A 14,616-nucleotide genomic window follows, 5' to 3' on the forward strand; every position below is an offset into this window, starting at 1 on the left:
GCTTTTACATTCGACACCATCATGCAGTCCTCCCAAACAACCCGGCAGGCTTGATCAGCAATACCAGCGCCATAATTACGAAGATCACCGTACTGGAAGCCTGTGGATAAAATACCTTGGTCAAACCTTCCGCCAAACCGAGCGCAAAGCCGCTGAAAATCGCCCCGCCGATTGAACCCATGCCACCGATCACGACGACTGCAAACACCACAATAATAGTGCTGGTTCCCATCATCGGGCTGACCTGATAAATAGGTGCGGCCAACACGCCACCCAATGCAGCCAAACCCACACCAAAACCGTAGGTCAGCATCATCATGCGCGGCACGCGCACGCCAAAGGCTTGAACCAATGATGGGTTTTCAGTGGCCGCGCGCAAGTAAGACCCTAGTTTGGTTTTCTCAATCATCAGCCAGGTAGCACCACATACCACGATAGAAAAGATGAAGACCCAGGCGCGATAAGTAGGTAAATACATAAAGCCTAAATGATGCCCGCCCTGCAACAGCGCGGGAGTGGCATACGGCAACCCGGCCGCTCCGAATAGTTGGCGAAAAGCACCCTCAATCAACAGCGCTGCACCGAAAGTGAGTAACAAACCATACACATGGTCAAGTTGTTGAATATGGCGTAACAAATAGCGCTCAATCAGCATTCCGCTCGCACCGACGATAAGTGGCGTCAACACCAGCGCCATCCAATAATTTAGCCCGAGAAAGTTGAGTAACAACCACGCACAAAACGCACCCATCATATATTGCGCACCATGCGCGAAATTGATGATGTTCAGCAAGCCAAAGATAACCGCCAGACCAAGGCTGAGCATGGCATAGAAGGCACCGTTGATAGCACCGATCATTAATTGCCCAGACAGTGCCTGCACGGAAACACCAAAGAATTCTGTCATAATTTACATACTCAAATAATTGTGAATGTTGGCCACCGTCGTCGGATCAGCGATCTCGGCTGCAGCAATATGATCAACTACACGACCATCTTCAATCACGTAAAATCGTTCTGACACACTGGCGGCGAAATTGAAATTTTGCTCGACCAGAACGATGGTGTAACCCCGCTCTTTAAGCTTCTGAATTGCATGACCGATTTGTTCGATGATGACCGGTGCCAGACCTTCAGTTGGTTCGTCCAGTAATAGCAAATCTGCGCCCGTGCGCAAGATACGTGCAATGGCCAGCATTTGTTGTTCGCCGCCGGACAATTTGGTTCCTTGACTGGCGCTACGCTCGGCCAGATTAGGAAACAATTGGTGGATTTCCGCCAGCGTCATACCACCCGCCTTAATGATCGGTGGCAGCATCAGATTTTCTTGCACCGTCAAGCCAGCAAAAATGCCGCGCTCTTCCGGACAATAGCCGATACCCAGACGCGCAATCTGATCCGGCGATGCGGCAATTAATTCGCTACCGGAAAATGTAATCGCGCCTTCACGTCGCCGCATCAATCCCATGATCGAACGCAGCGTACTGGTCTTGCCAGCGCCGTTGCGTCCAAGCAAAGTAACGGTTTCGCCGCGTTGCACAGTCAGGTTAATGCCATGCAAGGCCTGCGATTCGCCGTACCAGGCACGCAGATTATCAATGGCCAGTAAATCCGGTTGGGGAGATAAATCAGGCATGCGCTGATCCCATGTAAGCACTACGCACCAGCGGATTCGCAGACACGACGGCATACGGGCCTTCGGCCAATATTTTGCCGCGCGCCAGCACCGTAATGGTGTCCGACAAATCGGCCACTACTTTTAAATTGTGTTCCACCATCAAGACCGTACGACCAACCGCAACCTTTCGAATCAGACTGGCGATGCGCGCGATATCCTCATGACCTAGTCCAGCCATTGGTTCATCCAGCAACATCACTTCTGGATCGAGCGCCAACGTGGTCGCTAATTCGAGCGCACGCTTACGGCCATATGACAGATCGGCTGCTCGCACATCACGCCATCGCGTTAAACCCACCGCCTCAAGCAACTCGTCGGCACGCTCATACAATGCCGCAAGTGTCTTGTCAGAACGCCAGAATTGGTAGCTAACTTGCAGCGGGCGCTGTAACGCAATCCGTACATTGTCACGCAAACTAAAAGCCGGGAAAGTGGAAGAAATCTGAAACGAGCGCACCATGCCGCTCTGCGCTACCAAGGCCGGGTCGCGTCGGGTGATCTCTTCACCTTTGAAAAATATTTGTCCACCACTAGCGGGCAAAAAACGTGTCAGTAAATTGAAGACCGTAGATTTACCCGCACCATTAGGACCGATCAGCGCATGGATAGATCCCTTGCGCACTTTCAAATCGACTCCACCAACCGCGATAAAGCCGCGGAAGTCCTTGGTCAAGCCACGTGTTTCGATGATCGTATCAGTCACTTTACCCGCCCCATCAAGCCATCAAATTGTCACGGAAGCTGTCGCCTTCATAAGCAGTGCGGAACACGCCACGGCTTTGCAGGATTGGCACGACCTGATCAACAAAATCTTCAACGCTATCAGGATTGGTCGTCGGACTCAGGTTAAAGCCGTAGCAACCGGTTTCGCGCCAGGTACGCTCCATTTCATCAGCCACTTGTTCCGGCGTACCGATCACTTGAGGAATGGCCACCGACAAGGCCCAGGTTGTTGCTGCCTGACGCAATGTCACCGCCTTGCCATCCGCACCGGTCACCGTCGCCGCCATCAATCCGCGTGAAGCCTGGGTTTCCATTTCCGCCAATGGACGATCTGGATCAAGCTGACTCAGATCGATACCGAACACGCCCGAGAGACGCGCAAGAATGGCATCCAGCGGAATCCGCTCAGCCAATTCTTCAGCACGTTGACGCGCTTCAAGTTCGGTACTGCGCACGATCGGTTGCAGGCCAAATAACACCTTGCATTCTTTACCCTTGCCTTGCTCCGCAGCGGCAGCGCTCAATTGCAGCATGCTCTTTTTCATCCCTGCGATATGCGATTGAATCGCAAAAATCACTTCAGCGTGTTCCATCGCAAACTGCAAACCACGTCCCGATGAACCAGCCTGAAACAACAATGGCCGACCGTATGACGATGGCAACGTCGGCGCAACCGCTTTGCAATTTAGAAAACGACCTTGAAAATCAACGACATTGATTTGTTCGGGATCAGCAAACTTGCCAGTAACGTGGTTCTTCAATATCGCTGCATCGGGAACGCTATCCCACAAGCGGTAGCAAATTTCCATAAATTCGTCGGCTTGGTCATAACGCTCGTCATGACCCAATGCGCCAAGACCATTAGCCTGATGTTCTGCTGCGCTGAAACCGGATACGATGTTCCAGCCAACGCGACCACGACTCAAATAATTCAAAGTCGAAATGCGACGGGTCGCCAGATAAGGCGTCGTACCAGTGGTCGACAACGTCACACCAATACCGAGGTGTTTAGTCGCCGCAGCCATCACCGCTACCAAAGGCATCGGATCATGATTGGGCCATGATGCACCGTATTCTACTGATGGCTTGACGCTACTTTTATAGACCGCATGTGTGGCTGGGCTATCGGCAAAAAACACGCCATCAAAACAACCGCGCTCAAGCGTCTGGGCCAGATTCTGCCAATAGGCAAAATCTTGCAAGCCATCTAACTGCCCATCCTTCGGATCGGTCCAACTAAGCAGAGTATGCGTACTGGCGCTGTGTATCAGCATTTGCATCAAGTGCATTTTCGAAGACATTGGACTTCATCCTTGGAACAAAAAATAAATAGGCTAGTCAGCAAACGACAGAGCTGAGCAGAGTAAAGCTATCGAATCAGCGATTGCAGATAATCATCGCCCAGACCGACTTCACGACAATACTTGGCGTACCGGTCGAGGCGCAAAAACACATCATCGTAGTCAGTCGCATTACCTTCTTCATCCAGATACACGAGCGGGCCATGAACGTGAAACAACGCGGTCATCTTGCCAGCTTCCGGATCAATATAAAGAGTATGGATGTGACCCGGTGGCTCATAAACAAAACTACCGGCACGTGCAACCCAGTCGTACTCGCGATAGCCCCACGCGCCATCAAGCGTCCAACCGGTTACTGGCGAAGCATGACGGTGGCGCTGAATAGTGCCCTGACCTTCAGCCTTCAGAATACTGATCCAACCACCATTCGAGACATCAAACAGGATCGGACGAACCTTGCCCAATTTACCTAGGGGATACCATTTGTTATCGTCAATCATGACGTCCGGCGAAAACATTTCCGGACGTGTAAAAGGTGATTCTGGAATATTAATTGGTTTGTTACTTTTAATATCACTCATCAGATACTCCCTGGTTTAACGAGTGGGCAACCACCCGCCGACATTGGACGCCAAGCCTGATCCGGGCCGAGCTTACGTTTGATCTTGTACAAATCCCACTCGCCTTTGCTCTCTTCCGGAGACTTGACTTCGAATAGATACACATCACTGACAACGCGACCGTCAGCACGAATGCGCGCATTGGTCAGCACGTCATCGCTGATCGGCAATTGTTTCATACGCTCAACTACGACACGGCCAGAACGTTTGGCTTCTGCAGCGCCCACATCGGCAACTGCTTTCAAATAATGTGTCACAGCAGAATATGCGCCAGCCTGGCCCATGTTCGGCGGTACACCCTTAGTGTTAGGCGTTATACGTTTCGAGAAAGCACGCGACTTGTCGCTCAAATCCCAATAAAACGATTCCGTCAGGACCAGACCTTTGGTGACTGGCAAACCCAGTGCTTTAATATCTTGCAAATAAATGATCAACGCAGCCATCCGCTGACCACCTTTGGTCAGTCCAAATTCGTTTGCTTGCTTGAGGCAGTTGAGCAAGTCATTACCGGCCAACGCCAACGCCACAACTTTTGCGCCGGAAGCTTGTGCCTGCAACAGGGCGGACGCAAAATCGGTCGTACCAACTGGCACCGCGACTTCGCCCACCACTTTGCCGCCTTTAGCGATGACTACGGCAGCGGTATCGTCGCGTAAGGCTTTGCCAAATACATAGTCGGCACGGATGAAAAACCAACTTTCTCCAGCGCCCTTTTCGATCATTCCGTTACCCATGCTGGTTGCCAGCATCGCAGTATCGAAAGTCCAATGGGTCATATTCGGGGTGCAATTGACGCCGCTGAGAGAAGCGGAGCCGACGTTATTGGCAAGCATCACTTTGTCACGCTCACGCACTAAATTATTGACGGCTAAAGCGATTGCGGAATTATTAAACTCCATCAGTGCATCAACGCCCTGATCAAGCCACTGGCGCGCAATGGCAGCGCCAATATCAGGTTTATTCTGGTGATCCGCTGTAAGGATTTCGACATTCAAACCACGGCTTCCCGCGATTTCAGCAATCGCCTGACGCGCACAAGCGATTGAACCGACGCCACCAAGATAACTATAAGGACCAGATGCATCTTGCAACATGCCGATACGAATCAAAGGTTTAGACTGTGCTCTTGCGATCATTGGCGCTAAAGAAACTGCTGAAAGCGCTGATAGTCCAGCTATCACGGTACGACGATTCACCATCTTTAATCTCCCTGGTTTACCACCCTGTTCCGGTATCCAAACCGCATAATTTTCGAGCGATTCCTGATGCCTTACAGGCTGATATATACTTAATAGAATTGTTATCTACCCGATGGTATAGCATTTTTACTGACGTCGCAACTTTTTTGATAAGCGTTTGAATGATGATTATTCATGCTGTAAATCAGCCATAAATCACGTGCGCCAAGCCCACACTTAAGCACACGGAAGCGAGACCATTTCAGGCAAAACAGAGATATAAAATTGAGTGAAGCAAGGAAAGAAATACAGACAACGACTAGGGAAACATCACGTCGAAAAATTGAAACAAAAAAATCAGACCAACAAAAACAAATGGCCCCGCTCAAGCTGAGAAGGGCCATCGGATATGACATATTCCAAATAATTCTGAAACAAGCCAAAAAAGGTTTTAAATAAACCCACCAACTCAAGACTTACGCAAAATCGTCCCAGCAAGGCGTGCCAACGAAGACAGTACGATAGTACCGGCCACATTGGTGGCTAGGAAAGCACAACGCCGCTGGGGCGGTTTTTCGTAGGTCCGGCGTTAGAAGGAGTGGCGCATGCCGATAGCCGCTGCTCTGATGGTCGAACCGTAAGGTACGACGCCAGCAGTAGCAGAGGTGATCGTAGACACCAATGGACCGTTTGCAGTCGCGCTATTCTTAGTCTGACCATAGTTAGCGTACAAAACAGTGGTTTTCGAGAACGGATACTCATAAGTCAAACCGAGTACAGTACCGTGACCGTCTGGTGTGCCATTTTTATAGATGTAATCGATTCTGTCGATAGAAGGAATGAAAGTACCTGTACCGACCGGAATACGTGCGCCGATCCAGTATGAATGCTGACGACTCCAGGTATAGGCGTAAGCTGCCGCACCGGGCGCACCAACGGTCGCAGCCGGGCTCAAATTAGCAAAATTGCTTGGTCCGATGAATTGATAAGCGCCAAGAAATACCTTAGCAAAATCGAAGGTATAAGAACCACCGGCGATTTGCTCACTCACCCACTCAGGCTTAGCAGTTGCAAGAATACTATCTTGCGCCTGACGCAGGCGGGTAGCCGACAAACTCAATGACAACGGACCATTATCGTACGTCACGCTAGGGTTGATCAATTGGCCTGTATTGCGCGTATTTTCATCACCAGCTGCCAACATCAACTTAAATGTCAGACCGGAAGTTTTAAATGTTCCCAACAAAGAGTTGTTTACACGGGAAGTCGACTGCCATGTTCCACTAGTTGCGGTCGCACCAATAGTCGGATAGATAGCATGGTTGGTTGCCGTTGTCGCGTTACCAAAGTACAGACCATACGATGGATCGATCGCAGCAAAGATGACGTCGATCGGTGCATATTGACGACCTGCAGACAGAGTCCAGTTAGAACCAGCCAAACCAACCCATGATTGACGACCAAACAACACACCACCCTGCTGACTAGCACCGGTATCCGCACCAAAACCAGCCTCAAGCACGAAGTTAGCGCTCAGTCCGCCACCAAGATCTTCGGTACCACGGAAACCCAAACGACTCGCTGGACCAACGCCAGAATCTTCACGCAGGATATGCGCTGAATTTACACCGACTGAACCGCCCGGTTTTGTCGTGCCGCCGATTGTACTCACCGATACAATCGCTGCATCTACGTTACCGTAAATGGTCACGCTGGAATCGGCTTGTGCTACGCCGAAAGGTGCCAATATGGCGATTGCAGCAACTAATTTTTTCATTTGTGATGTCCCGTGATCATTTCGTTTTTATATTTAACAGTGCTATCTCTTGAAGACCACACTCAATTCGATGATTTCATACTCACTTATGTGCTTCTTGCGTAAACTAGCTAAAGCGGAAAAAAGAGGATCAACTTTGCCTAATGTGTAGTTTTTTTGAGCTAGGTTGGCACGCTTAATTTAATGCAGGAAACTGTTATTTCAATTAGCAGTTGAGCCCCAGTTTAATTATTTTTTTAATCACTTTTCCGTCCGATAAACTTGTCTCAGTTTGGATGCAGTTCAGTTGGGATCTTTTTGGGTGGTGTTAGCAAATAATGCTAATTCGACTTATTTCTGGCGATCCCGGCATTGATGCAAAATGCACCGTACCGGGCCCCAGACTCTCCATTCACAGATCACGTACAGGCGACGTGAAATCAGAAAAAATTTGTTGCGCTTCTACGAGCGTTGTTTTAAATCACACCAGTTGTCAACTACAGGCCGCTTTTAGCCAAACTTCTAGTCAACCTTACAGTCCCATATACGAGCGCTGGATATCAGGGTCTTGTAACAGGTCCTTACCACTCGCAATCTTGAGGATACGACCGTGCTCAATGATGCAACCGCGCTGACACATGCGTAGTGCATTGCCGACATTCTGCTCCACCAACAACACAGAAATCCCTTTTGTTGCCACCAGTTGGCTGACAATCTCAAAAACTTTATCAACCATGATCGGCGCAAGCCCGAGTGAAGGCTCATCCAACATCAGCAGTTTCGGCAATGCCATCATCGCGCGGGCGACTGCACACATCTGGCGTTCGCCACCGGAGAGGCGGCCAGCAAGTTGGGTGCGGCGTTCAGCCAGCAAAGGAAACAACGTCATGACCTCGTCCAGCGACTGCGCCATGCGCGCCCGCGCCTTTGGATGGTAAGCGCCAAGTTGTAGATTCTCCAGCACGCTCATGAAGGGAAACAAACGACCGCCTTCAGGCACCATGACCAGACCACGTTCCGCTGCTGCATGGGCGGGCAGGTTAGTGATATCTTGCCCATCAAACATAACCCGGCCGGAATGCGCTTTCAAATGACCGGTAATCGTGAGTAGCAAAGTCGTCTTGCCAGCGCCATTGGCACCAACGACAGAAACAAATTCACCCTGTCCGACATCCAGCGTCATGCCATGTAACACCGGCAGTTCCGAATATCCGGAACATAGCGCTTCGACCTGAAGAATAGCGTTGGTCATTGTTGATCTCCCAGATACGCTTTAATAACTTCGGGTGAACTGAGAATCTGCTCGGCGCTGCCTTCTGCGATCATCCGTCCGCGGTCTAATACCACCACCCGATCCGAGAACGCACGCACCACTTTCAGGTTGTGTTCGATGATCAAAAAAGTCAGTCCATTCGCATGCAAATCCTGCAGCAATTCGATGACTTGACCGACTTCACTTTGATTCAGACCTGCCATGACTTCATCGAGCAGCACCAGTTCCGGTTCAAGCGCCAGCGCTCGCGCCACTTCCAGTCTGCGTCGCTCACTCAGTGTCAGGTCGCCCGCGCGTCGCAATGCATGGCGCGCCAATCCGACGCGCTGCAACACTTCCATCGCTTTGTCGCGCGCAGTCGTCAACCGCGAATGCCGCATGAATGCGCCGATCATCACGTTTTCCAACGCACTCAACGTAATCAGTGGCTTGGCGATCTGAAAGGTACGGCCGATGCCACGTTGCGCACGGGCATGCGGGGCCAGACGGTTAATCGACTCACCGCGCAGGCATACTTCACCTTGACTGGGCGATAACTGACCGGAGAGCAAATTAAAGAAGGTCGTTTTACCGGCACCATTGGGACCGATAATGCTGATAATCTCGCCTTTTTTGACCGACAACGTGACGTTATCGACCGCCCGTAAGCCAAGAAATTGTTTGCTGACGCCAGAGACTGAGAGCAAGGCCGTTGCTGTATTCTGCGATTGTATTTGAGACATTGTTTGCGTCATTTTTTTGCCATCCACAGGTTTTGCAGCTTGCGCCACAAGTCACTCAATGCGCCAACCAGACCGCGCTTCATGAACAAGGCTGCCAACACCATCAAAAATCCCAGGATCGCCAGATTGATACCGGGAAGCGCGCTTGCCAGTTCAGCACGTAAAAAATTCTCGAACGGAATAATCAACGCCGCGCCCAGTAACGGGCCAGCAATGGTACCGATGCCGCCAATCAAGGTTATCAATGCAAATTTGACACCTACATCAGTCATCGTGAACAACGTCGGTGGATCGATATAGCGCAGGTACATTGCAAACAAAGTACCGCCAATCGAAGTCAGTCCAGCGCTCAATGCCATGCCGCGCAACTTGACGCTGAGCACGTTGATGCCAGCTGCACGTGCAGCGTCTTCATCCTCGCGCACCGCCAGCAGGTAATAACCAAGGCGACTACGACGCAACACCACGGTCACACCGATTACCACAGCGGCGAAGATAAACATCAGCAAACAGTACTGCCAGCGTTCGACAAAAATCATATTCGCAAAACCTGGCTTAAATGGGATCAAAATGCCACTTGGTCCATTGGTCAGTGAGTCGAAGTGATTAGCGATTACGAACGCGACCTCATTAAACGCCATGGTTGCGATGGCGAAAAATGGTCCACGCAAACGGAATGTCGGCCATGAAATCAGCACCGCGATGAGCGCCGCAAACACGGCCGCGGGAATCATGCTCAGCCACGGCGACACGTCAAATAGCGTGTAAAACCTTGCCGTGACATACGCGCCAATGCCGAAAAATACACCGTGACCGAGTGAGAATTGTCCCGCAAAACCGCCGATAATATTCCATGCCGCCGCCAGCCCACCCATTAAATAAGTGAACGCGATAATGTTGAGCCAGTAAGCATCATGCACCAACAATATAAACGGCAAGAATGCCACTGCCATGCCGCCCGCATATTTCAATAACGTTTGCCGTCTTGTATCGATCCCGCTTTCGCGGTGCAAAGCGCCGTAATGTTCCAACTCAGATTCTGCCTGAGGCTGCACATTAGGCTGCACCTGCGGTTGGACCAAAGGCACCTGTTTATCCAGCGTACTTGTTTCATTGTTGTTCACGGAATCCCACTTCTTCCGCGCCAACCTGACCGAAAAGGCCTGACGGACGCAAGATTAAAACGATAAGAAAAATGATGAACCAGATCGCACTTTTCAATGATGGATCGATGTAGTAGCCAGCAAACGCTTCAACGATACCAACGATCAGGCCGCCGATATACGCGCCCCAGACACTGCCCAACCCACCAAGAACCACCACAGCAAAAGCGGCAAGAATAAAATTGCTACCGACTGTTGGCGTGATCGAATAAATTGGTGTGAGTAGCACGCCAGCCAGGCCAGCGAGGCCAGCGCCGAGACCGAAGGTGTACAAGAAAGTACGTTCAACGTTGATCCCCATCACCCGTGCCGAGCGCTTGTCCTGCGTCACCGCCCGAATCGATTTACCCGCCATTGTGCGCGACAGAAAGAGATGCAAACCGATCGTAATGAGCGTGGTCGCTATAAAAGTCACCAGCCGGACGACGCTGATTTTCATATCACCGACCGTCAATACCGACGCGCCAACCTGACCGCCAATACTGACTGCCTCGCCTCGCGACACTGCCAGCATGATGTTCTGAAACATCATCAACAGACCGAAAGTGGCAAAAATTTGCATGTTCGACTCATTATGCAGCGGTTGAATCACCAGTCGCTGAATCGCCATTCCGATCAGGCCGACCAATGGTGCAACGATCAATGCGGCCAGGTAAGGGTTCAGACCCAGATAGGTGTACGCATAGTAACTGCCGTACATACCAAACATCACCAGTTCGCCTTGCGCAAAATTAACGATTCGCACCACGCCAAAAATCAGGTTCAATCCAATACTGACCAGGCCGTAAATGCCTCCCAGCAGAATGCCAAACACCAGCACATTTAAAATTTGATCCATTGCCTACTTTCCTTAAGTAGAATGCCGCCAATTAAAGCGTGGGCGGCATCCACGATAAACAATGCCTGATATTAGTTACGTGCCAGGGGTTTAAGTGTGGCGCCAGTTGGGGAGGCATTTTCTGGAAACACTGTCACCATCTTGCCGGCCTGCCACTGCGCTGTGACGGGAAGTGCGCGCACGTTTTGGAAATTTTTATCAAATTTGAGGCCATAACCGGTTGCGTACGTACCGTTCGGTTTATCCATTGCGGCAGCGGCGGCACGGACTTTTGCGACGTCCAGACTGTTAGCGGCGCGAATCGTATCGAACAGCATTTGCATACCGACATACGCAGTCATACTTTGCGATGCAATCGGGTCAGTTTTATATTTGGCGCGATATGCTGCAAGAAAACCTTTTGCACCAGGACCGTATTTTTCAGAAATATCGGTACGCGGATAGCTGACCACCAGCACGCCTTCAACAGATCCTGCGCCTAACGATTGCAAAGTCTCCGGGGTGTCACCCACGCCAACCAACATAATCGCGCCAGGCTTAAAGCCTTGATCACGTGCTGTACGCAACAATAAATTGCCATCCGGCACGTAACCTGTCTGGATCAGCACGTCTGGATTGGCTTGCTTGGCACGCAGGACCGTGTCGTTCAAGTCAATTGAACGCATTGAATGTGCGCCAACGCCGACGACCTTTGCGCCGAGGGCTTCCAATAAACGTTTCTGGGTCTGGGCAATCGACGTACCGTAGAGCGAGTCTTCATGCTCGATCCAGATCTTGACGTCTTTCAGGTTCTTTTTAAGTGCAGGCGCTATCAATTCGCGCACAGCGGTCACCGACAGGAGTGCAAAATCGCCGCCATTAGGACTCATACGGATATAGTTTGGCAGGCCACGATCGGTTAGATTTTGTGCCAGTGCGCCGGTTTCCCAATACAGCTTGTTATAGCGTGATGCTGCATCGCTGGCCGCGTTGGAGACAGGGCTGGTGTAGGTGCCGACAAATAGGTCGACCTTATCTTTAGCGACCAATTGCTCAACGGTCGCAATGCCTTGTTGTGGTGTGGAAGCATCACCGCGCACGATATCGATCTTGCGTCCGAGAACACCACCGGCGGCGTTGGCCTGATCCACGGCGAGCTCATAACCGCGGGTAACCTCAACACCGTACAGTGCGAGTGGACCACTGAAAGGATTGATCGCACCAATTTTAATGGGATCTGCGGCCATTGCCAACTGTGGCAACAAGGTCGCGCCAACCAATAACGCGATACCAACAACCGGCTTTAATACAGATTTAAATGCACTCATACTTGTCTCCTGGTGAAAATGAATTATTTTTTTATACGATGTAAAGTCCACGCCGTCTTTCAGCAAACGCTTCAGGCAAGCAGGATAGCGACTACGTCAAACTAGTTACCCTATTGAGAACGTAACCAATTCTTGGAAAATGTACGTGCACAAATCCTGCACGTACGTCATGGCGGCGTAAGGTGAAATGGGACCGCGTCGCCGCGACCAGTTCGCCCTCCGTCGCTTCTGGCCCGAAACTCTCTGCCGTGATTGACACGCGGCTGCCAAGCGGAATACCATGCTCGTCTTGAAAAACGTTGTCGGGTAAATGGCTACGACCCTGACCAATCGGCAGTGGCTCAGCGTTAGCGGCAATGGCAACCGCATCGGAAGAATCAATCTGCTGGATCTGTCCATGACCAAAAGCCTGCATACGCTCCATCCAGGAAAGTATTGCTGGCACGCTACGCAGCATTTCCTCTACCACTGGGGTGAATTGGCGACTAAACCACAATGAGTGATATACCGAAAAATCGGCGATGCATGGCGCCTGGCCTAGCAAATAGGGTTGGCCGCTTAGCATATCCGATACACGCTCCAGATAGTCTTTGCAGGCCGCGGCGGCATCGGGGCCGCGCAGTCTGAGCATCGGGCCTTTCATCGTTTCCCGGTCCAGGCTAAACAAGCTGGCCGTATCGGGTGGTGCGCCAGCAAACATATGTGCGGTATTTCTTGGTGGTGCCAGAACGCTCCAGAACAGCGTGGTATCTGCCCACTGCGCCAAAGTGCGCGCCACACCGTTGCCATGTGAAGGATATAAGGCCGGACTCGGTTGCACTTGCTCTAGCACTTCACAGATCAGCGCACTGTCACAATAAATATCAGCACCGATTTGCAGGAAAGGTGTTTTACGATAACCGCCGGTCAGCGCGACGACATCAGGTTTAGGCATGACGCCCGGAACAATGACCGACTTCCAGGCAAGTTTTTTATAACCTAATGCCAGGCGAATTTTCTCTGAAAATGGAGATATTAAAAAGTGATGCAGAATCAGGTCAGCCATGGTTTAAATCCCTCGGATTGTGCAATCCATTTAATTTAAAATATAAAGCATTAATACGGTAATGCGGCTAAGCGGCAATCCTAACGCTCGTAGCCAGCCCGTGGCACCAGACTCAGCAACATGCCGGTAAAGCCACCATCAATGGTCAACGCGTCCCCATTGATATAGGACGCGCGATCACTAGCCAAAAACAACACGGCGTCCGCCACATCCTCAGGCTTACCAATACGTCCTATTGGAATTGCTTTGCTGCGCTGCTCTAACACGCCAGGCTGGTCATACATCGCAGCAGACAACGGCGTCAAAATCATGCCCGGGTGTACCGCATTGCTGCGAATTCCTTGCGGCCCCCACTCCACCGCAAGCTGCTGCGACAACATGGTCACACCCGCTTTGGCGACACTGTATGCGCCACTAAAGGCCGTCGGATTACTTCCTGCAATTGAGGCAACATGCACCAATGCACCCTTACCTTTGGCGCGCATTTGCCGACCGAAAATTTGCGAGCAGAGAAAATAGCCGGTCAAGTTCACCGACAACAACAAATTCCATTCCTCGACAGGCAACGTATCAAGGCCGCCTGCGCGAATCAGGCCGGCGTTGTTAACCAATACATCGCAAGGACCAAAGGCGGCAAGAGAGAAATCGGCGGCCGCTTCAATACTGGCAGGATCAGCGACATTGCAATGGATCGCGATGGCCTGTCCACCCGCATCGATAATTTCTCTGACGGTTTCAGCGCTGCCTTCAGGATTGACATCGAGTACAACAACCCGCGCACCAGCTTTACCAAAAGCAGTGGCGATGCTACGCCCAATACCGCTACCAGCACCGGTTACTACGCAGACTTGCTGTGCGAGGCCGAATAGATCCTGACCAACGGTACTGCTTAAGCTGGCTGGGATTGGACTCACATCTGTTGCAATACTCATAGCCATTTCCTTTAAAGTTGTGACGTGCAATCTTGAGAACAATGCTGCTAAAGATAGTTATCGACGAAAATTCCTTCTAT

At 51.0% G+C, this 14,616-nt stretch carries 14 protein-coding genes; all 14 read right to left on the bottom strand.

All coding sequences use genetic code 11. The features are described 5' to 3' along the window. Nucleotides 1-19: 19 nt before the first annotated feature. The 14 genes from ACXX82_RS06550 to ACXX82_RS06615 all read right to left on the bottom strand — a co-directional run bounded on the left by ACXX82_RS06550 (nucleotide 20) and on the right by ACXX82_RS06615 (nucleotide 14,536). Nucleotides 20-907: a branched-chain amino acid ABC transporter permease gene (locus ACXX82_RS06550; protein WP_323505918.1), complete on the bottom strand. Its 888-nt coding sequence runs from the start codon at nucleotides 905-907 to the stop codon at nucleotides 20-22. 3 nt (nucleotides 908-910) lie between these two features. Further along, entirely contained in the window at nucleotides 911-1,636 is a 726-nt protein-coding gene (locus tag ACXX82_RS06555; RefSeq protein WP_322232911.1) for an ABC transporter ATP-binding protein, read from the bottom strand. After that, nucleotides 1,629-2,381, bottom strand: a complete 753-nt coding sequence (locus ACXX82_RS06560; protein WP_323505917.1) for an ABC transporter ATP-binding protein — start codon at nucleotides 2,379-2,381, stop codon at nucleotides 1,629-1,631. The genes ACXX82_RS06555 and ACXX82_RS06560 overlap by 8 nt, the downstream gene beginning before the upstream one ends. Before the next feature lie 13 nt (nucleotides 2,382-2,394). After that, nucleotides 2,395-3,702 carry an NtaA/DmoA family FMN-dependent monooxygenase gene (locus ACXX82_RS06565; protein WP_322232916.1) on the bottom strand — a complete coding sequence of 436 codons (1,308 nt, stop codon included), beginning with the start codon at nucleotides 3,700-3,702 and terminating at the stop codon, nucleotides 2,395-2,397. A 68-nt stretch (nucleotides 3,703-3,770) separates the two neighbouring features. Beyond that, complete coding sequence (locus ACXX82_RS06570; protein WP_322232918.1) at nucleotides 3,771-4,283, bottom strand: 2,4'-dihydroxyacetophenone dioxygenase family protein; 513 nt, start codon at nucleotides 4,281-4,283, stop codon at nucleotides 3,771-3,773. Then, nucleotides 4,283-5,521 carry an ABC transporter substrate-binding protein gene (locus ACXX82_RS06575; protein WP_322232920.1) on the bottom strand — a complete coding sequence of 413 codons (1,239 nt, stop codon included), beginning with the start codon at nucleotides 5,519-5,521 and terminating at the stop codon, nucleotides 4,283-4,285. Before ACXX82_RS06575 ends, ACXX82_RS06570 begins: the two co-directional genes overlap by 1 nt. 568 nt (nucleotides 5,522-6,089) lie before the next feature. Next, the gene (locus tag ACXX82_RS06580) at nucleotides 6,090-7,277 is read right to left on the bottom strand and encodes a porin (protein ID WP_322232921.1); all 1,188 of its coding nucleotides are present in this window, start codon (nucleotides 7,275-7,277) and stop codon (nucleotides 6,090-6,092) included. Nucleotides 7,278-7,788: 511 nt separating this feature from the next. Then, nucleotides 7,789-8,508: an ABC transporter ATP-binding protein gene (locus ACXX82_RS06585; RefSeq protein ID WP_322232924.1), complete on the bottom strand. Its 720-nt coding sequence runs from the start codon at nucleotides 8,506-8,508 to the stop codon at nucleotides 7,789-7,791. Further along, nucleotides 8,505-9,251, bottom strand: a complete 747-nt coding sequence (locus ACXX82_RS06590) for an ABC transporter ATP-binding protein (RefSeq protein ID WP_322232927.1) — start codon at nucleotides 9,249-9,251, stop codon at nucleotides 8,505-8,507. Before ACXX82_RS06590 ends, ACXX82_RS06585 begins: the two co-directional genes overlap by 4 nt. Before the next feature lie 8 nt (nucleotides 9,252-9,259). After that, entirely contained in the window at nucleotides 9,260-10,375 is a 1,116-nt protein-coding gene (locus tag ACXX82_RS06595; protein WP_322232929.1) for a branched-chain amino acid ABC transporter permease, read from the bottom strand. Further along, on the bottom strand, nucleotides 10,362-11,252 hold the full coding sequence (locus tag ACXX82_RS06600) for a branched-chain amino acid ABC transporter permease (protein WP_322232931.1): 891 nt from the start codon (nucleotides 11,250-11,252) through the stop codon (nucleotides 10,362-10,364). The genes ACXX82_RS06595 and ACXX82_RS06600 overlap by 14 nt, the downstream gene beginning before the upstream one ends. A 71-nt stretch (nucleotides 11,253-11,323) precedes the next feature. Further along, nucleotides 11,324-12,559, bottom strand: coding sequence for an ABC transporter substrate-binding protein (locus ACXX82_RS06605; RefSeq protein WP_322232933.1), 1,236 nt, complete (start codon nucleotides 12,557-12,559; stop codon nucleotides 11,324-11,326). A 91-nt stretch (nucleotides 12,560-12,650) separates the two neighbouring features. Next, on the bottom strand, nucleotides 12,651-13,604 hold the full coding sequence (locus ACXX82_RS06610; RefSeq protein ID WP_323505915.1) for a glutathione S-transferase family protein: 954 nt from the start codon (nucleotides 13,602-13,604) through the stop codon (nucleotides 12,651-12,653). Nucleotides 13,605-13,684: 80 nt separating this feature from the next. Then, nucleotides 13,685-14,536 carry an SDR family NAD(P)-dependent oxidoreductase gene (locus tag ACXX82_RS06615; RefSeq protein WP_458562640.1) on the bottom strand — a complete coding sequence of 284 codons (852 nt, stop codon included), beginning with the start codon at nucleotides 14,534-14,536 and terminating at the stop codon, nucleotides 13,685-13,687. Between the last annotated feature and the right edge of the window lie 80 nt (nucleotides 14,537-14,616).

The sequence above is a fragment of the Glaciimonas sp. GNP009 genome, from assembly GCF_054343755.1.